Here is a 20,113-nt window from a genome sequence, read left to right as displayed (position 1 = left end):
AAGGGATTGGGAAGAATGAAAAGAGACGGGACGGCCAAAGCGCGGGCGCTGCGCCGCAACCTGACGGATGCCGAACGCTTGCTTTGGCGGCATTTGCGAAGCCGTCAGCTTGAAGGCGCAAAGTTCCGCCGGCAGTTTCCCGTTGGAAGCTTTGTTGCCGATTTCGTCTGTCTTGAAGCCCGGCTCGTCGTCGAACTGGATGGCGGGCAGCACGCGTTCCAGGCGGCGCGTGACAAGGCGCGCACGCATTTTCTTCTGGCGCGCGGTTTTCGCGTTATCCGTTTCTGGAACCATGAGGTGCTTGGAAATATCGGCGGCGTATTGCAGCAGATCGCTGCCGAGTTGAGAGGCTGACCCCTCACCCTCCCACTGCCTGCGGCAGCGGGCCCCTCCCTCTCCCCGGAGGGGCGAGGGAACGTATTGTCCAAGCCCTCTCCCCCTTGGGGGAGAGGGTTGGGTGAGGGGGTGCGTGCCGTATGTTGCGCCGCGTGCCGTCATGCCTCAGCCCTTCGCCTCCGAGATCATCCGCACGAAGCGGTCGAAGAGGTAATGACTGTCCTGGGGGCCGGGGGAGGCTTCGGGGTGGTACTGCACGGAAAAGACCGGGCGGTCTTTCAGGCGGATGCCGCAATTGGTGCCGTCGAAGAGGGAGACATGGGTTTCCTCGACACTGGCGGGCAGGCTGTCCCGGTCCACGGTGAAGCCGTGGTTCATCGAGGTGATTTCCACCTTGCCGGTGGTGAAGTCCTTCACCGGGTGGTTGGCGCCGTGATGGCCCTGGCGCATCTTCACGGTCTTCGCGCCGAGCGCGAGGGAAAGCATCTGATGGCCGAGGCAAATGCCGAAAACGGGTTTGCCGCTTTCCACGAGTTTCTGGATTTCCGGCACGGCGTATGCGCCCGTTGCCGCGGGATCGCCCGGTCCGTTGGAAAGGAAAATCCCGTCGGGCTTCAGGCCAAGCACATCATCCGCGCTCGTCGTTGCCGGCACGACCGTGACTTTGACGCCGGTGCTCGCCAGGCAGCGCATGATGTTGCGTTTGACGCCGTAATCGAGCGCGACGACGTGATGGCGCGGATTTTCGAGCCGGCCATATCCTTCGTTCCAGGCCCAACGGGTTTCATCCCAGCTATAGGACTGGCCGCAGGTCACTTCCTTTGCAAGATCGAGCCCTTCAAGACCGGGAAAGCCCTGTGCTTCCTTCAGGAGCGCGTCCTTGTCGAATTTGCCCGTGGGATCATGCGCGATGGCGGCATCGACCATGCCTTCCTCGCGGATGCGCGCGGTCAGCGCGCGGGTGTCGATCCCGGCAATGGCGATGATCCCGCGCCGCTTCAGCCATTCATCGAAATGCAGGGCCGCGCGGTAGTTCGACGGGTTCGTGATGTCGGCTCTGAGCACCGCGCCGCGCACGCCGGAAGCGGCCGCCAGGTTCGAGGTTTCGATATCCTCGTCATTGGCGCCGACATTGCCGATATGAGGGAAGGTGAAAGTGATGATCTGGCCGACATAAGAAGGGTCGGTGAGGATTTCCTGGTAGCCCGTCATCGCGGTGTTGAAACAGACTTCGCCGACCGCGCTGCCGGTCGCGCCCAGGCCCATGCCTTCAATGACGGTGCCGTCCTTCAGGACCAGAAGGGCTGTGGGAAGCCGCTTCGTCATGTTCTGTCTCCTTGAGCTTTATGGGCGCTGCCCTGGAGCGTCCGGCATCCGGGCAGCCGACTCTGCCGGGAAACCTCGCAAACGGGTTCCCGCATCTGTGGCTTCGGGCCGATCATACTATTCTCCTGAGGAGGGGCGGGAGCCAGGCTGCCCCCAAGCGCAAATTGCGCGGAACCTAAGGGAAGCCGGGCAAAGCGTCAACCCTCTAAGCGAAAAGAAAAACTCTTTAATTCCAATTGCTTAGCGGGACCTTGGCGGATTGCGCCAGCGCCCGGTTTGAGATAGCTTTCTCGCTTCCTTTGGAGCCTGCCGGTGAGTCTTTAATCCCTTTTCGGGGGCGGCGGGCATGAGAGCGAGAGGCAGGGAATGCGCGACCAGTTTAATGCGGCGCTGAAAGAAGCCATGAAGGCGCAGGATAAACGGCGCGTTGCGACGCTCCGCCTGATGCAGGCCGCGATCAAGGACCGCGATATCGCCGCGCGCACCGCGGGCAAGCCCGACGGCGTCTCGGATGAGGAAATCCTCGATATCCTGGCCAAGATGATCAAGCAGCGTACCGAATCCGTTGCGACCTATGAGCAGGCCGGGCGCCTGGAACTGGCCGAGCAGGAGCGCGAGGAAATCGCCATCATTCAGGAATTCCTGCCCAAGCAGCTTTCCGAAGATGAAGTGAAGGAAGCGGTGCAGGGCGTCGTCAGCGATCTTGGCGCGGAAAGCCTGAAAGACATGGGCAAGGTGATGGGCGAGCTCAAAAAGCGCTATGCCGGGCAGATGGATTTCGGCAAGGCGGGGGCCTCGGTCAAAGCGATTTTGAGCGCCTGAGGTGCTCCAGTTCTTGAGAAAGTGCGGTTTTTGGTGATTTTCTGAGCGGCATTGTCTTACTTTTCAATGGCATTGCCGCTCGTTACACTCCGATCCTAAACGAGTCTATTGGGCAAGCTGGCTAGCGTTGTTGCAAGTCGGCCAATAGCCGTATCTGGAGTGTTTGATGAGTTTCCCGAAGTCATTTCTTGAGGAACTGAAGGCCCGTGTCCGTGTGTCGGACGTGGTCGGCCGGAAGGTCAAGCTCAAGCGCCATGGCCGGGAGTTCATGGGGCTGTCGCCCTTTTCCAATGAAAAGACACCGAGCTTTACGGTGAATGACGAAAAGCAGTTCTATCATTGCTTTTCGACGGGCGAGCATGGCGACGTCATCAAGTTTCTGGAAAAGACCGAGAACCTGAGCTTTCTGGAAGCGGTGGAGCGGCTGGCGGGCGAAGCCGGACTTGAAATGCCGCAGCGCGACCCGCGCGCCGCCGAGCGGGAAAAACAGCAAACCGGCCTCATCGACGTGATGAAAATGGCGCAGGATTATTTCCGCGCCGGGCTGACGCGCGGGCACGGCGCCGAAGCGCGCGCTTATTTGCAGCGCCGGGGGCTGAAAGCAGAGACGGTGGAGCGCTTCGGGCTCGGCTATGCGCCCGATCAGCGCCACGGGCTCCTGAAAACGCTGCAGGCGCAGGGCGTCAAGATTTCCCAGATGATCGAAGCCGGGCTCATTATCGGCGGTGAGGACATCAAGGAGCCTTACGACCGGTTCCGCAACCGGTTGATGTTTCCCATCGAAGATGCGCGCGGGCGCGTCATTGCGTTCGGGGGGCGGGCGCTCGATCCGGATGCGCGGGCGAAATATCTGAACTCGCCCGAAACGCCGCTCTTTCACAAAGGCCATGTGCTTTACAATTACGCCCGCGCGCGCAAAGCCGCTTATGACGCGGGCACCGTGATCGCCTGCGAAGGCTATATGGATGTCATCGCGCTCGCGCAGGCCGGCTTTGAACACGCGGTCGCCCCGCTCGGCACGGCGATGACGGAAAACCAGATCGATCTTCTCTGGCGTCTGGCGCCCGAACCCATTCTCTGTTTCGACGGGGACAAAGCGGGGGTGAAGGCGGCTTTTAGAGCAATGGAGAGAGTACTTCCCTTGTTGAAGCCTGGGCACTCGGTGCGAGTTGCTCTTTTGCCTGATGGGAACGATCCCGACGACATCATTCGCGGAGGGGGGGCGGAGCAAATGTCTGATTTGCTTCAGGCAGCCGTTCCGCTTTCTGATTTGGTTGGCAACTGGGTTGTTCAGGGAGAAAGACTTCAGACACCAGATGATCGAGTGCGGTTGGAGACAAAGCTTGAGGGCATTCTTGAAACTATTGCCGACGACCGCATTAAACGGCACTACAAACGAACTCTGAAGGACAAGTTGTGGCAGCATTTTGCTGATGTTTTTGGCTGGAATGTTCGCCAAAAGATCGGGCAAGATAAAAGAAAGCCTCCGCAACTCGATATTGTCGGCAAGCAAGCTAGGTCAAAAATCCCCGATCCGTTCGAACGGACAGAGGTCGATTTGGTTGCTCACGCACTCAATCATCCCCGGATTGCGTCTGAATATTTCGAAGCACTGGAGAGGGTTGCCTTTCGAACTTCGGGCCTCAGGAATCTTGTAAATGAGATCGTACGTGCAAGTGTAATATTGGAGATCACCGATCCTGATATTCTACTGCGAACGCTAAAAGGGCGGGGGCTTGATGGAATTATTTATCGGATACGGTCGTCCGTTGTTGCGCAGCTAAAGGCCGGACAAGATAGGCCTTTTGAGGAGGCAGAAGAATCTTTTCTAGCTACGTTGCAGTTGTTGATTGCCTGGGGGCAATTTTATGAGATTAACGAAGAGGCACTGCAATTGACCGACTCTGAGGTGCATCTTAAAGATTTCTGCAATCGAGTTAATTGGTTAGCTGCAGAGCTTAGGAATAATTCCCTAAGAGGGTACGATGGGCATTTCTATTTCGTTGGCGCTGAATATAGAAAGCGCAAGGTTGAGGCCGATCAGCGGGCCGGAACTTCAGATTTAAATGCCATGGCGTCGTGATTCTCTTTTTCTTGACAAAATACGCAATGAAATCATAGATATAGCCGCCCTCCATGCGCCTCTTGAAAGGGAAGTGCTGGGGGACCACTTGAATCACAGGGGTTTTTTCGGAACTCGCCCGGCGGTTGACGCACGCGCCCTCGCTTATGAGCGAACGGTTTGCCCGGATCGATGCCTCGGTTGAAGAAGCGGAACACGGGTTCCTTCACTTGCTTCACCGGCACAGGCACGCATCGGATTTACAAACCGAATTGAAGGCGGCTGAACGAGCACTGGCTGAGGAGATGACCGAAGAGAATCTGGCAAGGCTTAAAGCCGTGCAGGCGGAGCTTGGCGGATTCTCGAACAGCGAATAGGCACAACATAGCTGCGGGTCATGAAATATAACGGGCTATTCCTAGGAGGGGTTGGGAACAAGCCTTAAACCACACGGCACAACTGGCAAGCGTGCGCGACCGGACTAGATCGTCCACATAAAGGGTCGCGAAAGGCCTTGTGCTTTATGGTCATGATCCATGGTGCATGATCGGAGATCGTTGAATGGCGAGCAAGACGGCGGAAACGGCAGAGACGGAATCCTCGGCGGAGAGCAGCGACAGCCCGCTTCTGGATATGTCCGATGCTGGCGTGAAGAAGATGATCAAAGCCGCCAAGGCGCGCGGCTGGGTCACTTATGACGAATTGAACAAAGTTCTGCCGTCCGAAGAGTTTTCCTCCGAACAGATCGAAGACACGATGGCGATGCTCTCCGAGATGGGCATCACCGTTGTGGAGAACGACGAAACCGAAGACAGCAGCGAAGAAGCAAGCGCGGCAGAAGACGACGAGGACGAAGAAGCCGGCGTGCCCGCCAAGGCTGCCTCCTCCGCCGTTACCAAAAGCGAAAGCACGTCGACCACGCTGGAGCGCACGGACGATCCGGTGCGCATGTATCTGCGTGAAATGGGCTCCGTCGAGCTTCTCTCGCGTGAAGGCGAAATCGCCATTGCCAAGCGTATTGAGGCCGGCCGCGAAACCATGATCGCCGGGCTCTGCGAAAGCCCGCTGACCTTCCAGGCTATCATCATCTGGCGCGACGAGCTGAATGACGGCAAGATTCTGCTGCGCGATATTATCGACCTCGATGCGACCTATGCCGGGCCCGACGCGAAAAAGATCGACCGCAGTCAGGCCGCGCTCGAACGCGAGAAGGCGAAAGCCGAAGGCCGCGAGGTCGAAGAGCAATACGAGGTTCAGGAAAACGACGACGATGACGACGAGGATAACGAGAACTCGCTCTCCCTCGCCGCCATGGAAGCGGAACTGAAGCCGAAAGTTCTGGAAACTTTCGACGCCATCGCCTCGAACTACAAGAAGCTGCGCAAGCTGCAGGACCAGAAGCACGAGCTGGTGCTGCAGAACGAAGATCTCTCTTCGGCGCAGGTGAAGCGCTACAAGAAGCTGCGCGATGAGATCGTCGAGGAAGTCAAAAGCCTCTCGCTCAACAACAACCGTATCGACTCCCTGGTCGAGCAGCTCTACGCCATCAACAAACGCCTGATGATGCTGGAAGGGCGCCTCTTGCGCCTTGCCGAAAGCCACGGCGTCAAGCGCCAGGAATTCCTCACGCAATATTACGGCAACGAGATGGACCCGAACTGGGTCGAGCGCGTGGCCAAGCTGAAAGCCAAGGGCTGGTCTTCCGTCGCCAAGGAAGAAAAAGACACGCTGGAAAACCTGCGCGCGGAAATTCAGGAACTGGTGCAGGAAACCGGTCTCGACATTTCCGAATACCGACGCATCGTCCACACGGTGCAGAAGGGTGAGCGCGAGGCGCGCCAGGCCAAGAAGGAAATGGTGGAAGCGAACCTCCGCCTCGTGATTTCCATCGCCAAGAAATACACGAACCGTGGGCTGCAATTCCTCGATCTCATTCAGGAAGGCAATATCGGCCTGATGAAAGCGGTGGATAAATTCGAGTACCGCCGCGGTTACAAATTCTCGACCTATGCGACCTGGTGGATCCGTCAGGCGATCACCCGTTCGATCGCCGACCAGGCGCGCACCATCCGTATTCCGGTGCATATGATCGAGACGATCAACAAGCTGGTGCGCACCTCGCGCCAGATGCTGCACGAAATCGGCCGCGAGCCGACGCCGGAGGAGCTGGCCGAGAAGCTCGCCATGCCGCTCGAAAAAGTGCGCAAGGTGCTGAAGATCGCCAAGGAGCCGATTTCCCTCGAAACGCCCATCGGTGACGAAGAAGACAGCCACCTCGGCGATTTCATCGAAGACAAGAATGCGGTGCTGCCCATCGATGCGGCCATTCACTCGAACCTGCGCGAGACGACGACGCGGGTTCTCGCCTCGCTCACCCCGCGCGAGGAACGCGTGCTGCGTATGCGCTTCGGCATCGGCATGAATACCGACCACACGCTGGAAGAAGTCGGCCAGCAGTTCTCGGTGACGCGCGAACGTATCCGCCAGATCGAAGCAAAGGCGCTGCGCAAACTGAAGCACCCGAGCCGCAGCCGCAAACTGCGTTCCTTCCTCGACAATTGATCCTTGCTGCAACGGCAAGCAAAAAACCCCGGCACTTCGCAGCGCCGGGGTTTTTTGTTAGGTAGGCGCCGCGCGGGCGACGATCTCTCCGTTTCGGCATCCATGCGGCAAGGTGCCGAAGGCGCCGCGGTATGAAGCGGCAAGGCGGGAGGCGCAAAGCGCATCGGCCACAAAAGCCGGGGCAAACCGGATGAGAAGAGAGGCCTGGAGCGCAAGCGTCAGTTTCTCGGTGAATTGGCGCGCGGCGGCTTCTTCCGGCGGTGCTCTGCGGTATGTCTCCAGCTCGCGCAGTATATCGTCGAGGAGGGCGCAGTGGGATTTTGCCAATGCGATTTCGCCAAGCACGGCGGCATAGGCTTCACCGTCCTGGCGAATGGCGCGCAATACATCCAGGCAAAGCACATTGCCCGAACCTTCCCAAATGCTGTTGAGGGGGGCTTGGCGGTATAACCGGGCCATGGGGCGGTCTTCGATATAGCCGTTACCGCCGAACACTTCCATCGCTTCGAAAGCTGCCCAGGGCGTTCGCTTGCAGGTCCAATATTTATGTAGAGCGACGGCGATCCGGGCGAAGCGTGCCGCTTGTTTGTCGCCGTGTTTGGCATCATCGATGGCGCGGGCCGTGCGCATGGCCAGAACGAGCGCGGCTTCGCTTTCAAGAGACAGGTCTGCCAGCACGTTTTCCATGAGCGGCAGGTCTTTGAGCGGTGCGCCGAATGCCATGCGTCCGCCGGCATAGTGGAGCGCTTGGGCAACCGCCTGGTGCATAAGCCCCAGCGATGAGAGGGCAACATCGAAGCGGGTGTTCTGGATCATTTTGAACATCACTTCAAAGCCGCGCCCTTCGGCGCCAAGACGCTGTGCCCAGGCGTTTTTCAGTTCCGCTTCGCTTGAGGCATTGGCTCTGTCGCCGGCTTTGTCTTTCAGGCGGTGCAGATAAATGCTGTTCCGCGTGCCATCGGGCCGGAACCGGGGCATGAGAAAGCAGCTGATGCCGCTCTTGGTGCGGGCGAGCACCAGCGCGCCGTCCGCCTGGGGGACGGAATAGAACCATTTCCGTCCGCTCAGCAGATAGCCGCCCGTTGCAGGATCGGGGAGGGCCTGCGTCTCGATTTGCTTAAGGTCGGTGCCGGCAATCTGTTCCGTCACAGCCATGGTGATGAGCAGGCCGGTTTTTTCGCCGGCAGGCAGGCTGCGCGGATCATAGGCGGTGGAGGTGATGCGCGGGCGCCACCGGGCGGCGATCTCTTTGTCGGTTTCCAGCGCCGGAATGCAGCAATGGGTCATGCCAAGCGGACATGCTATTGCCTGATCAGCTTCGTTCAGCAGCAAGAAGAGGGCCGCCCGGATGACATCGGAACCTTTCCGCTCATCGGTCCAACCGAGTGAATGAGCGCCGGAGCCGATGCAGATGCGCATCCAGTCGTGCCAGGCTGGATGAAAGATCACTTCATCGAGCCGCGCGCCCGCCGCATCGCGGGCAAGGAGGCGGGGCGGGTTTTCATGGGCGCGCTTTACCAGTTCCTGTACCTCGGCGCTGCCGACGGTCGCCCCCAGCTCGTGCAGCCGGGTATCGTCCGCGCCTGGTGCTTCGCGGCTAATGGCTTCGCGCAGCGCCTTGTGGCTGGCATAGGCGTTATAGCCGCTCAGGGGCGCGGGCTGGTTGCGGCTTGGCAGATCTTCCAAGGCTGTGAACATGAGCTTTCCCGTCACTTGTCAAAATCGGGGCCAGCCTAGGAGCGTGAGTTAAATAAGAAAAATTGATAATATTGATATTATCCATAGTATTTGCCTATGAATGTGACGCATCTGCGCTTCTTTTTGGCGGCGGTGGAGGAAGGCGGCATGACAGCCGCCGCACGGCGCTGTTTTGTGACCCAGCCGACCCTTTCGGCGGGTATTGCTGCGCTTGAGCAGGAAATTGGCGGCAGGCTTTTGGAGCGCAGCCGAAGGGGCGTCTCGCTGACGCCGCTGGGGGAGCAGGTGTTGGAACCTGCGCGGCAGATCGTACACCGGGTCAATGCGCTGCGGGCGGCAGGTTCGGCTGAGCCTGCGCGGCAGTACCTGCGTCTTGCTGCGGCGCGTGCCGTGCCGGGCAATTTTCTGTCGGCTTTTATCGGCGGGGTGCTTGCAAACGGGGAAATTGGCGAATGCCGCATTCTGGAGATGGAGCCGGACGAGGGCGGCGGACTGCTGGCACGGGCACGGGCAGATGCCGTGCTGACCACGCGTCTGGCGCTGGATGCGCGGGCGCCGGTCCGGCGTTCCAACAAGAATGCTGCCGAGAAGCGCGCGGCTAAGAGCGCCGCGCAGGAGAAGACCCGCGAGCGGTGTCTGGTGAGAGAACCGCATGGGCTTGCCGTTCCCGCAAGCGCGCCCTTTGCCAAGAAGAAAATGCTGACGCTTGCCGAGGTCGACGGCCAACCGATGATCGTGCGCATGCATAGCGAGGAAACCCGGGCGGCGACGGAACTGCTGCGGCGCGGGCATGCCAATCCCTTCGTTGTTGCGCGCGTCACGAGCGATGAATGGGCGGCGGGACTTGTTGCAGCGGGCGCAGGGGTTTGCCTTATGCCAGAGAGCGTGGCCCGTGCGCATTTGGGCAAAGGCGCCGTCTGGCGGCGTGTCGACGGGGTGGATCTGATGCGCGAGATCGTTTTGTCCTGGCGTGATCCCATATGGGACGAGCTTTTCTCTGCATTTTCTTTTTGACCGTCAGGCCTGCAGCAGTGTGGGCATTTATGCAGGCTTGAAACGGTTGCGGCGGGGGCGGGGCGGCTATATGGTGCGCCGCGTTTGCGCAAGGGGCGGTGCCCGCCGCGTATGTCTGGACCCTTGGGAGTGCCTCGATGAATCTCACCATGCTGAAAGCCAAGCTGCACCGCGCGGTGGTGACGCAATGCGATCTTCATTATGAAGGCTCGATCTCCATCGATAAGGATCTTCTGGCGCGTTCCGGTATTTTGCCGAACGAACAGGTGGATGTACTCAACATCAATAATGGTGAGCGGTTCACGACTTATGCCATCGAAGCGCCGGCCGGCTCACGTATGATCGGCATTAACGGCGCGGGCGCTCGCAAGGCGCAGGTCGGCGATCTCGTCATCATCATCGCTTATGCGCAGATGAGCGCGGCGGAAGCGGAAACCCATGAGCCCCGCGTCGTGCTGATGGGTGAGGGCAACGAGCCGCTTTAAGGCGTGCCATTACCGCGTCCGGTCAAGGCAATTGCGTTTCCAGCGGGTACTCGATTTGCGTGGCGATGAAGCTAGCTGTTGCCGCGCCGTGGGTTTCTTCAAGAAGTTTCAGCATATCGCTGCGCAAGCTGGCGCTGCTTGAAAGCGTGACATCGGCGCTGCGGGCGTCACCGGGCAGGGCGAGGGTGAGCGCGCTCTGCGCTTCTTCCATGCTCATGTCCGGATAAAAGCGCAGACCTTGCGCAGTTCTAAGCTCGGTGCCATCTGCGGCAAGCGAGGAGGCGGATTCCCAGCTGCGCGCGCCCATATCGACGGCGAAGGCAAGGTCCACCTGATCCATGCCGTCTTTGCCCAGCACGGCGTAGGTGCTGCGCGGCCAGCCGAAAAGCAAGTTCGTAAGCGCGGTGCTAATCTCGCGCAAGCCGATGTTGAAACGGTCGCTATTGTGCTGCGGTCCGTAGGATGCAATGCCGTAGCGCGCCGCAAGCTTTTGCGCTTCCGCGGGTCCTGCGATCCGCTCCACAAGGCGCAAGGAGGCGGGCAGTGAGGCACTCACACCGGAAGAGGTGAGGAAACGGCCGTCTTCCACATAGCGCCTGTTGGCATGCCAGGTGACGTGCGGGTAGTCGGTGCGGCGATTGTCTTTGGTATAGAAGTGCCCTGTCGCTTCATGTCCGTCGAGCACGCCGCTTTCTGCGAGGAGGAGACTGCCATCGCAGATCGAGGCGATAAAGGCGCCTTTGGCGGCCTGCGCGCGGAGCCAGGCGGTCAGGCGCGCGTTCTGGGGATCGTGCACGGCAGGCACGACGATGAGGTCTGCGCCTTCCGGCCAGGCGGCATCGAATTTTGCAAGATCCATGTCGGGCTCGGCTTTCAGTGCCGGCCAGAAGGAGATGGGCCCCGGTTCTTCTGCAACGGCAAGAACCTTCGTGCCGGGAGCTTCGGACAGAAGCGCATGGGGCACGAGGAAATCGGTGATCTCGGTCCCGTCGTTCTGCGCGAGAATGGCAACGACAAGCTCCGCGCGGCCATGCTTCGGCGTGACCCGTTCCGCAGCCTTTACCGGCAAGCTAAGAACGCATGTGCAGAGAATAAGGAAGGTCAGAAGGGGGGCGGCAAAGGCTCTCATCGGTGGGCTCCAGGTTTATGCGGAGCCAGCATCGCGGGGAGAGCGGGCGGGGGACAAGGACAATTGCCCCTCGATTTCCGCCGGGCGCGGGGCCCGTGCGGAAACCGGGGCAAATATTGTCTTACTCGATTTCGATGGTGAGGTTGACGCTCGCCGTCAATTCCTGCTCGCCCGAGGCAATGGGAACGGCGGAACCTGAATCTTCCATCGCCGCGCGCATCATCATTTTCGGCTGGGGCACATAGCTGCCGCCTTCATTGATGGTGAGCACCCGGCCCAACACCACGCCGGCGGAGGCGGCATAGACTTTCGCCTTGCGCAGCGCGTCTTTCACTGCATCCTCGCGCGCCTTGTCCAACATGGCTTTGGCGTTGGAAACTTCAAAGCCGACACCGCTCACCCGGTTCGAGCCGACGGTGACGAGCTTGTCCAGCACCGCGCCGATCTTGTCCGTATCGCGCAGGCGCACGGAAAGCGCATTCGTCACGCGGTAGGATTTGATGGTCGGCACTTCGTTCGAGCCGCGCTCGGGATAGGTGTAAACCGGGTTGATGTTGAACTGAGAGGTCTGGATGTCGCGCTTTTCGATGCCGATTTCTTCCAGCGCGGCGAAGACTTTGTTCATGGCCTCGGTATTGGCGGTCAGCGCCTCGCGGGCGGTTTTCGCCTCGGTGACGACGCCGGAATTGATATGAGCGGTATCGGGCACGGCGTTGATCTTGCCTTCGCCGGAAACCTGGATGGTGCGGCGGAAAGGCGTATCGTCGGCATGCGCCGCCAGCGTTCCGCCGGCAAGGATGATGAGAGCAGCAAAAGCGCTAAGGATTTTTGCCGTATTTTTATGCGCCGTCTGTTGCATGGGAAACCCCTTTGGATTGTCGCGGACCCGTTTCGTGACGCGCGCAGCATGGCTGCCGATTGAGACAAAAATGCGGCGTTTATGGCCCTTTGTCTTAAGCCAAGATATGGGGTCATTGCGGCGGAAAAACGGGAAAAGAGAGGATGGTGGGCCCGGCAGGACTCGAACCTGCGACCAAACCGTTATGAGCGGTTCGCTCTAACCAACTGAGCTACAGGCCCCCAAAGACATCCAGAAGGACATCAAGGGGCGTATAGCAGAACTTGGCGGGGACCGGAAGCGCCTGCTGAGGGTCCGGCAGGGGCAAAGGGCGGCGTCAGTCGGAATAGCGCTGCTGGATTTCTTTGATCGTGTCCAGATTGTCGAAGAGAATGTCGACGAGCTTCGGGTCGAAATGCTTGCCGCTTTCCCGGCGGAAGAGGTCCAGGACATTGTCGAGCGGCCAGGCTTTTTTGTAGCAGCGGTCCGAGCCCAGGGCATCGAAAACATCCGCTACCGCCGTGATGCGGCCCATAATGTCGATCTCCTCGCCCCGGCGTCCTTCCGGGTAACCCGAGCCATCCCATTTTTCGTGATGGTCGCGGGCGATCACGGCTGCCGCTTTCAGGATCGGGCGCTCGGAATTTGCGAGCATCTCATATCCCTTGGTGGCATGGGTTTTCATGATTTCCCATTCGTCCGCCGTCAGCTTGCCGGGCTTGTTGAGGATCGCATCGGGAATGGCGATCTTGCCGACATCGTGCAAGGGCGAGGCGTGGAAAATAATGTCGCAGTCCCGCGGTGAGAGCCCTGCGCCGCGCGCAATCAGGCGGCTGATTTCCGCCACACGCTTGACGTGGTTGCCGGTCTCCTGGGAGCGGCTTTCCACCGCTTCGCCCAGCCGGTAGACGATTTCGCGCTGGGTTTCGTCGAGCTGCTGGCTGAGAACCAGATTGTCGAAGGCGCTGGTCGCCTGGCGCATATAAACGTCGAGCAGGTTGCGGTCCGTCGGCGTCAGCGCATGCAGGCCTTCCATGTAGAAGACATATTCGAGCGTGGCGCTTTCACGGTAGAGCCCGCCAAGCCAGGTGCCGGTGACGATAGAGCCGGCTTTTTCAAGCTCGTCGAAACGTTGCAGCAAGATTTCCGGCAGGTCCGAGACGGTTGTGCAGCCGGCAAGCGGGCGGAGCGCGCCGGTAGCCGCGATCACGTCGAGATTGTCCCCGTCGACGCGCTTGGCCCAGATCATGTCGATATTCGTGGCGCGGCTCGCGGTCGTCTTGGCCAGTAGTTTGGGGAAGCGGTATTCGGCGGTGCGGGTAAAGGCACTCAGGCTCTGGCATTCGAAGAGGGCGGAGGTGGCGGCAATGACTTCTTCCAGCCCTTCCTGATGATGCTCGAGCGCATTGATGTCGCGGTAGGCGCGCAGCGCGCCGTAAATGGCGGTGAAGAGATGAGAAGACGTCAGATCGGTCTTTTCACGGTAATCGTTGATATCGTAGCGGATGATGACATCGCGCTCCGGCGCCTGGCCCGGCTGGCCGGTGCGCAGGATGATGCGCGTTGCGGTATTGCGCATCGTATCGCGGATGCGGCGAATAAGCTCGAGCCCGGCATTGTCGGTTTCCATCACCACGTCGAGAAGGATGACGGCAATGTCGCTGTGGCGGCGCATAATGTCTTCGGCTTCGGACGCGGAGTGCGCCGAGATCAGCTCCAGACCGCGCCCTGCAAAGACAACGTCGTGCAGCGCAAGGCGCGTGACCGAATGCACCTCCGGTTCATCGTCGACGATGAGAACTTTCCAAACCCCGTGATGGGGGACTTCCGCCGGCCGTTCCTCGGCAAACAGAAATCTCTCTTCGCTTGGCGCGAACGTCATGCTGGAACCTTTCTGGCTCACGTTCATCTATCGGTTTGGAAATGCCGCCGCGTTTTCCGCGGGCGCAAATGCCCAACCCCACGGCTCAACCATAGGTGAGGGTGTTTTAAACAAGCCCTAAACGAATTGGTTAAGGCCCTCTTAGTTTGCACTGGGTTTTGCCCCTTTTCAGGACAGGGCAAGGCGGGGCGTGCCGCCCTCCGGCGTGAAAAAGGCAGGGAAGGGCGGGGTTTATCCGGCGTTGTTCCGGGCAGCGCAATCCGTTACTACTCTGCCCCAAGTCAATGGCCGGCGGCGGGCGGTTTCAGCCCTGGCCCAGGCCAAGCATCAGGCAGAGCAGAGGGAATTCATGGCGTCGTATCAATATGTTTACGTGATGGACCGCTTGTCCAAGACCTATCCGGGCGGCAAGCAGGTGCTCAAAGATATCCGCCTTTCCTTCCTGCCCGGCGCCAAGATCGGCGTTGTGGGGGTGAACGGCTCGGGTAAGTCCACGCTGATGAAAATCATGGCGGGGCAGGACAGCGAGTATACCGGCGAGGCCTGGGCGGCGGAGGGCGTCAAGGTCGGTTATCTGCCCCAGGAGCCGGAGCTCGACGGCGAGAAGGACGTGCTCGGTAATGTCATGGACGGTGTGGCGGAAAAGAAAGCCATGCTGGAGCGCTATAATGAGCTTGCCATGAATTATTCGGACGAGACGGCCGATGAAATGGCGCAGCTTCAGGACGTAATCGACGCGCAGAACCTCTGGGATCTCGACAGCCAGATCGAAATGGCGATGGACGCGCTGCGCTGCCCGGCAGGCGACGCGGAAGTGGCCAAGCTCTCGGGCGGGGAAAAGCGCCGCGTCGCGCTTTGCAAGCTGCTGCTTTCCGAGCCGGACATGATCCTGCTCGATGAGCCGACCAACCATCTCGATGCGGAATCGGTTGCCTGGCTCGAACATTACCTGCGCGATTACACGGGCACCGTCGTGCTCGTTACCCATGACCGCTATTTCCTCGACAATGTAACAGGCTGGATTCTGGAGCTCGACCGGGGCCAAGGCATTCCTTACGAAGGCAATTATTCGTCCTGGCTGGAGCAGAAGAAAAAGCGTCTCGAACAGGAAGGGCGCCAGGAAGAAGCCCGCCAGCGCACGCTCGACCGGGAACTTGAATGGATCAAGGCGTCGCCCAAAGCCCGCCAGGCCAAGAACAAGGCCCGTATCCGCGCCTATGACGAGCTGGTGGCGAGCGCCGGCAAGGCGCAGGACGGCAAGGCGCAGATCATCATTCCGGCAGGCCCCCGTCTTGGCAGCCTGGTGCTGGAAGCCGAGGGGCTTTCCAAAGCCTATGGCGACCGGCTTCTGATCGAGGATCTCTCCTTCTCGCTGCCGCCCGGCGGTATTGTCGGTGTGATCGGTCCGAACGGCGCCGGTAAGACGACGCTCTTCCGTATGATTACGGGTCAGGAGGAACCGGATGCCGGCTCGATGCGTGTCGGGGACACGGTGGTGCTCGGCTATGTCGATCAGACCCGCGACGATCTCGACCCGAACAAAACCGTTTGGGAGGTGGTGTCGGACGGGCTGGATGTGCTGGAGCTTGGCAAGCAGACCATGCCGAGCCGAGCCTATGTCGGCGCCTTCAATTTCAAGGGCGGCGATCAGCAGAAGAAAGTCAGCCTGCTGTCGGGCGGTGAGCGCAACCGGGTGCATCTGGCCAAGATGCTGAAATCGGGCGCCAATCTCTTGCTGCTTGACGAACCGACTAACGATCTCGACGTCGATACGCTGCGGGCGCTGGAAGATGCGCTGGTGGATTTCGCCGGCTGCGCCGTCGTCATCAGCCACGATCGCTGGTTCCTCGACCGTATCGCCACGCATATCCTGGCCTTTGAAGGCGACAGCCATGTCGAATGGTTCGAAGGTAACTATGCCGATTACGAGGAAGACCGGAAGCGGCGTCTTGGGGATGAAGAAATCGTCCCGCACCGGATCAAATACAAGCGCTTTAGCCGCGACTGAGTGGTCTGGTTTTCCGGATAAAGAAACGGCGCCCCGCGGGGCGCCGTTTTTGTGTTTGAATTGAAGAGCTGCGGGCTTATTCGCTTGCCGGCGCTTCTTCTTCGGCCGGGGTGTCGCCGGGCTGCGGCTGGGCTTCGCCGGTCAGTTTCTGCTGGATTTCTTCTTCCGCCTGGCCGATCTGGGCGCGCAGATGTTTCAGCAGCGGCTCGAACTTGCCGCCATTGTTGCGGATGACCGAGATGAACGTGTCGCGCTGTTCCTGCGCCATCCAGATGCCGAGCACCTTCACGTCGAAGACCTTGAAGCCCTCATCCTGGCGCAGCAGCCACCAGTCCACCGGCACCGGCTCGCGGCCGCTGGCAAACTCGATCTTGCTTTCAACTATCACTTCCTTGCCCTTGGAGCCTTTTTCCACGGCGCCGTTCACATGGAAGGTCTGGTCGGTATAGGCGGAGAGCCGGTTGGCGTAGACCTTGACGATGAACTCTTCGATGAGCTGGATATATTCCTTTTTCTCCTCAGGAGAGGGCAGGCGGGCATATTGGCCAAGCGCAAAGCCTGCCACGCGGGGAATATCCAGATTCTCGGTGAAGAGTTCGCGGAAGGCGGCTTCGCGTTCGCTCGGCGTCTGACCGTCCTTGGAGAGAATGGCAATTGTCTCATCGGCCAGCTGCTGCACATAGGCTTTTGCTTCCTCTTTCGGATTTGCAAAAGCAGGCGCGAAACCGGCGATCAGCAGCCCGGCGGCAAGGGCCGCGCCGGCAAAGAGGTTTGCGAGGGGGCGGGCCGAGGGAGCTACGGCCTCAGAAAACGTGGTCATGGTCGCTGTGCCCGCCGAAACGGGCCCTCCTGTTGGTTATTCGAAGGTGCTGCGTCTTCAGGACGTACGCTTAAACTGAAGAGCTACTCAAAGCTGATATTCGAGATATCGGGCAAATCTTCGACATTTGTTTGACCATTTGCGATCTCTTCCGCACGGCTTTGGCGGTAGAGGCTGCGAATGGTGGCGTAATAGTCCACGGACGTACGCTCGATTTCGTCGAGAACTTCTAGGTTACGCGCCCGAAGGTCCACGCCGTTCAGCACGAAGCGTGTCACCGGCACGGTGTAGCCGTCATCCCAGAAGATATAGGTCAAAGGATCGAAGAACTGATCGACCACGACGCCCGTCAGGTCGCGGGGCGGGGCCGGGCCCAGAACGGGCAGGAAGAGATAGGGGCCTTCATTGACGCCGTAAACGGCAAGCGTCTGGCCGAAATCCTCACCGTGGCGGGTATAGCCGTAATCTGTGGCCGGATCGTCGAGGCCGAGCACACCGACGGTCGTGTTGATGCCGAAGCGCGTTGCCGTGGTTTCGGCGCGGTTCCATTCGCCCTGCAGCACGTCGTTGGCCAGAATGACCGGCGCGCGCAGGTTGTCGAGGAAATGGCGCACGCCCTGTTTGGCCTGGCGCGGCAGCACCCCGTCGTAAATTTCAGCGGCCGGGCGCAGCAGAATGATGTCGGCAAACCGGTTGAGCTCGAAGAAATAACGGTTCATCGGCTCCAGCGGGTCGTTGGCTTCCTCATAAGCGGCAACCGCCGCCTCATCCGCCGGGTCCGGCGCCGTGGCGCAGCCTGCAGCGAAGAGAGAGACGCCAAGAACCAGGGCCAGCGCCTTGTTTACCTTGTTATTCACGAGCTCGGTCATAGTTGCTCCTGCTATGGGCACGCTCATATATAAGCGCCTTATTTCTGCTTCCAGGTATTTGCCGGAGCAAAGGCGGAACGCAATCCTTAACCGCAGCGCTCTTAAGGGCATATGAACGCCCGCGCCAAGCGCGTCAGAATCGCGGTTAACCCCAGAATTTTTAGCTATCACAGGGGCTTGGGCATAACCAGCGGCCCCGCGTTTCACTTTTCTGAAATCGCAAAGCTGTTGCGAAAATGACGCGAACCGTGAAATCACTTGCAGACATAAAGATATATTTATATAACTCGCAACAGCAGGCCGCCAAAAGCGGCCTTTGGCCTATTGGCGACGATGGAGCAAGCCGGACCATGGGCGGTCTCGTGACAGGATTGAGAGCGGCAGGCGAGCCTACCCGGCTGCGCCTTCTGGCCCTGCTTGCCCAAAGCGAACTAACGGTGAGCGAGATCACCCAGATCATGCGGCAAAGCCAGCCGCGCGTCAGCCGCCACCTGAAACTTTTATGTGAGGCGGGGCTGCTCGACCGCTTCCGCGAGGGAAGCTGGGTGTTTTACCGTTTGGCCCGCCTTGGCCAGAGCGCCGAGCTTGCCCAGGCGCTGATGGCGCTGCTGCCGGCGGGCGACCCCGTTCTGACGCGCGATATCGAGCGGCTGGAGGAAGTGCGCCAGGGCCGGGCCGAGCGGGCGGCGGCTTTCTTCCGGGAGAATGCGGAAGAATGGGACCGCATCCGCGCGCTTTATGTGCCCGAGGCACGGGTGGAGGCGGCGCTGCTGGAACTTGTCCCCGAAACCCGCATCGGCGATATGCTCGATCTCGGCACCGGTACGGGCCGGCTTTTGGAGGTTTTCGCGGGGAAAGTGGAAAGCGGTATCGGCCTCGACATGAGCCCGGAAATGCTGGCCTTTGCCCGTGCAAAGCTGGAAGAGGGGGGGCTGACCCATTGCCAGGTGCGCCAGGGCGATCTTTTTGATCTGCCGGTGCCCGATGACAGCCAGGATCTCGTGACGCTGCACCAGGTGCTGCATTATCTCGATGACCCGGCCGCGGCGCTGGCGGAGGCGGCCCGGGTGCTAAGGCCCGGCGGGCGGCTGCTCATTGCGGATTTTGCGCCTCATGAGCTCGATTTCCTGCGCGAGGAACAGGCGCACCGCCGGCTCGGCTTTGCGCCGGAGGAAGTCAGCGCCTGGTGCGCGCGGGCAGGCCTTGCGGGCGGCGACATTATCGAACTGCCGCCTGAAGGCGGTGAGGCGAAACTGACGGTATTGATTTGGGCGGCGGAAAAACCGGCTGCCGGCGGTAGGAAGCAACCGGCGCGCGCAGCAGGGCGCCGGCTTGAGGAGGCATGAGTATGGTAAGGCTGGGCGATAAAATCCGGGGCAGGGAGGACCTGCGCGTTTCCTTCGAATTCTTTCCGCCGAAAACGGAAAAGATGGAAGAAACGCTTTGGGAGTCCATCAAGCGGCTGGAGCCTTTGCAGCCCAATTTCGTCTCGGTGACATATGGCGCGGGCGGCTCGACGCGCGAGCGCACCCATGCGACCGTGGCGCGGATCGTCAAGGAAACTTTGCTGAAGCCTGCCGCGCATCTGACCTGTGTCGGCGCCTCGCGCGATGAGGTGGATGAGGTGGTGCAGGCCTATTGGGATGCGGGTATCCGCCATATCGTGGCGCTGCGCGGGGATATGCCCGAGCTTGGCGCGCCCTATAAGCCCCACGAAAAAGGCTATCAAAGCGTGCCGGAGCTGATCCGCGGCATCAAGGCGATCGGTGACTTTGAAGTGTCGGTCTCCGCCTATCCCGAGCGCCATCCGGAATCGCCCGATGGGGATGCGGATTTGCGGCTCTTGCAGGAAAAGATCGAGGCAGGCGCCACCCGCGCCATTACGCAGTTCACGTTCGATTCCTCGATCTACGGCACTTTCATGGAGCGGGCCGAAAAAGCCGGGATCAACGTGCCGATCGTGCCGGGCATCATGCCGACCACGAATTTCAAAGGCATCAGCCGCATGGCCGAAAAATGCGGCGCCACCGTGCCCGGCTGGCTCGCCGATTATTATGAAGGGCTCGACGATGATCTAACGACACGCAAGCTCATCGCCGCTGCCGTGGCGGTGGAGCAAGTGCACGATCTGGAGCGCATGGGCTTCCGGGACTTTCATTTCTATACGCTCAATCAGGCGGATCTGACTTATGCGATCTGCCACATTCTGGGCCTCAAGCCCTCGACGAAACCGACGCCCGGCCTGAAAGCGGCCGAATAGGA

General features: G+C 60.1%; 17 protein-coding genes and 1 tRNA gene. 10 read left to right on the top strand and 8 right to left on the bottom strand.

The window, feature by feature from the left end:
* The first annotated feature begins 15 nt into the window (after positions 1 to 15).
* Positions 16 to 354 (top strand): endonuclease domain-containing protein, encoded by a 339-nt coding sequence (locus tag ACOQOT_RS10990; RefSeq protein WP_420559310.1) that lies wholly within the window; start codon positions 16 to 18, stop codon positions 352 to 354.
* Positions 355 to 501: 147 nt separating this feature from the next.
* On the opposite strand, the gene carA is transcribed toward ACOQOT_RS10990, so the two are convergent.
* Positions 502 to 1,662 carry a glutamine-hydrolyzing carbamoyl-phosphate synthase small subunit gene (gene carA, locus ACOQOT_RS10985; protein ID WP_420559309.1) on the bottom strand — a complete coding sequence of 387 codons (1,161 nt, stop codon included), beginning with the start codon at positions 1,660 to 1,662 and terminating at the stop codon, positions 502 to 504.
* A 366-nt stretch (positions 1,663 to 2,028) separates the two neighbouring features.
* Here carA and ACOQOT_RS10980 point away from each other — a divergent pair, with 366 nt between their 5' ends.
* From ACOQOT_RS10980 to rpoD, 4 genes are all read left to right on the top strand, one after another.
* Entirely contained in the window at positions 2,029 to 2,484 is a 456-nt protein-coding gene (locus ACOQOT_RS10980) for a GatB/YqeY domain-containing protein (protein WP_420559308.1), read from the top strand.
* A gap of 166 nt (positions 2,485 to 2,650) precedes the next feature.
* Complete coding sequence (dnaG, locus tag ACOQOT_RS10975; protein WP_420559307.1) at positions 2,651 to 4,567, top strand: DNA primase; 1,917 nt, start codon at positions 2,651 to 2,653, stop codon at positions 4,565 to 4,567.
* Positions 4,568 to 4,713: 146 nt separating this feature from the next.
* Entirely contained in the window at positions 4,714 to 4,923 is a 210-nt protein-coding gene (locus ACOQOT_RS10970; protein WP_420559306.1) for a hypothetical protein, read from the top strand.
* 184 nt (positions 4,924 to 5,107) lie between these two features.
* A complete protein-coding gene (rpoD, locus tag ACOQOT_RS10965; protein ID WP_420559305.1) occupies positions 5,108 to 7,108 on the top strand; it encodes an RNA polymerase sigma factor RpoD in 2,001 nt (666 codons plus the stop codon).
* Between the two features lie 57 nt (positions 7,109 to 7,165).
* Here rpoD and ACOQOT_RS10960 read toward each other — a convergent pair whose 3' ends face one another.
* The gene (locus ACOQOT_RS10960) at positions 7,166 to 8,806 is read right to left on the bottom strand and encodes an acyl-CoA dehydrogenase family protein (protein WP_420559304.1); all 1,641 of its coding nucleotides are present in this window, start codon (positions 8,804 to 8,806) and stop codon (positions 7,166 to 7,168) included.
* 147 nt (positions 8,807 to 8,953) lie between these two features.
* Between ACOQOT_RS10960 and ACOQOT_RS10955 the strand changes: the two genes are divergently transcribed.
* Together ACOQOT_RS10955 and panD are read left to right on the top strand one after the other, a co-directional pair.
* Positions 8,954 to 9,820 carry a LysR family transcriptional regulator gene (locus ACOQOT_RS10955; RefSeq protein WP_420559303.1) on the top strand — a complete coding sequence of 289 codons (867 nt, stop codon included), beginning with the start codon at positions 8,954 to 8,956 and terminating at the stop codon, positions 9,818 to 9,820.
* Between the two features lie 137 nt (positions 9,821 to 9,957).
* The gene (gene panD, locus ACOQOT_RS10950) at positions 9,958 to 10,305 is read left to right on the top strand and encodes an aspartate 1-decarboxylase (RefSeq protein WP_420559302.1); all 348 of its coding nucleotides are present in this window, start codon (positions 9,958 to 9,960) and stop codon (positions 10,303 to 10,305) included.
* A 22-nt stretch (positions 10,306 to 10,327) separates the two neighbouring features.
* Here panD and ACOQOT_RS10945 read toward each other — a convergent pair whose 3' ends face one another.
* The 4 genes from ACOQOT_RS10945 to ACOQOT_RS10930 all read right to left on the bottom strand — a co-directional run bounded on the left by ACOQOT_RS10945 (position 10,328) and on the right by ACOQOT_RS10930 (position 14,154).
* Positions 10,328 to 11,434, bottom strand: a complete 1,107-nt coding sequence (locus ACOQOT_RS10945) for a DJ-1/PfpI family protein (protein ID WP_420559301.1) — start codon at positions 11,432 to 11,434, stop codon at positions 10,328 to 10,330.
* 121 nt (positions 11,435 to 11,555) lie between these two features.
* A complete protein-coding gene (locus ACOQOT_RS10940; RefSeq protein ID WP_420559300.1) occupies positions 11,556 to 12,293 on the bottom strand; it encodes an SIMPL domain-containing protein in 738 nt (245 codons plus the stop codon).
* A 144-nt stretch (positions 12,294 to 12,437) separates the two neighbouring features.
* Positions 12,438 to 12,514 (bottom strand) — tRNA-Ile (locus ACOQOT_RS10935).
* 95 nt (positions 12,515 to 12,609) lie between these two features.
* Positions 12,610 to 14,154 carry an HD domain-containing phosphohydrolase gene (locus tag ACOQOT_RS10930; protein ID WP_420559299.1) on the bottom strand — a complete coding sequence of 515 codons (1,545 nt, stop codon included), beginning with the start codon at positions 14,152 to 14,154 and terminating at the stop codon, positions 12,610 to 12,612.
* 349 nt (positions 14,155 to 14,503) lie between these two features.
* On the opposite strand from ACOQOT_RS10930, the gene ettA reads away from it, so the two are divergent.
* Complete coding sequence (ettA, locus tag ACOQOT_RS10925; RefSeq protein WP_420559298.1) at positions 14,504 to 16,162, top strand: energy-dependent translational throttle protein EttA; 1,659 nt, start codon at positions 14,504 to 14,506, stop codon at positions 16,160 to 16,162.
* A 76-nt stretch (positions 16,163 to 16,238) separates the two neighbouring features.
* Here the strand turns inward: ettA and ACOQOT_RS10920 are convergent, their stop codons facing one another.
* Positions 16,239 to 16,982: an MlaC/ttg2D family ABC transporter substrate-binding protein gene (locus ACOQOT_RS10920; RefSeq protein WP_420559297.1), complete on the bottom strand. Its 744-nt coding sequence runs from the start codon at positions 16,980 to 16,982 to the stop codon at positions 16,239 to 16,241.
* An 83-nt stretch (positions 16,983 to 17,065) separates the two neighbouring features.
* Positions 17,066 to 17,851: a VacJ family lipoprotein gene (locus ACOQOT_RS10915; RefSeq protein ID WP_420559296.1), complete on the bottom strand. Its 786-nt coding sequence runs from the start codon at positions 17,849 to 17,851 to the stop codon at positions 17,066 to 17,068.
* 362 nt (positions 17,852 to 18,213) lie between these two features.
* Here ACOQOT_RS10915 and ACOQOT_RS10910 point away from each other — a divergent pair, with 362 nt between their 5' ends.
* Both ACOQOT_RS10910 and metF read left to right on the top strand, forming a co-directional pair.
* Complete coding sequence (locus tag ACOQOT_RS10910) at positions 18,214 to 19,197, top strand: ArsR/SmtB family transcription factor (protein WP_420559295.1); 984 nt, start codon at positions 18,214 to 18,216, stop codon at positions 19,195 to 19,197.
* Positions 19,194 to 20,111: a methylenetetrahydrofolate reductase [NAD(P)H] gene (gene metF / locus ACOQOT_RS10905; protein ID WP_420559294.1), complete on the top strand. Its 918-nt coding sequence runs from the start codon at positions 19,194 to 19,196 to the stop codon at positions 20,109 to 20,111. The genes ACOQOT_RS10910 and metF overlap by 4 nt, the downstream gene beginning before the upstream one ends.
* Positions 20,112 to 20,113: the final 2 nt, after the last annotated feature.

The organism is Tepidicaulis sp. (assembly GCF_965222285.1).
Classification (GTDB): Bacteria; Pseudomonadota; Alphaproteobacteria; order Parvibaculales; family Parvibaculaceae; genus Tepidicaulis.
The sequence above is the reverse complement of the archived record's forward strand: the minus strand, read 5'-3'. Positions and strand labels throughout refer to the sequence as shown.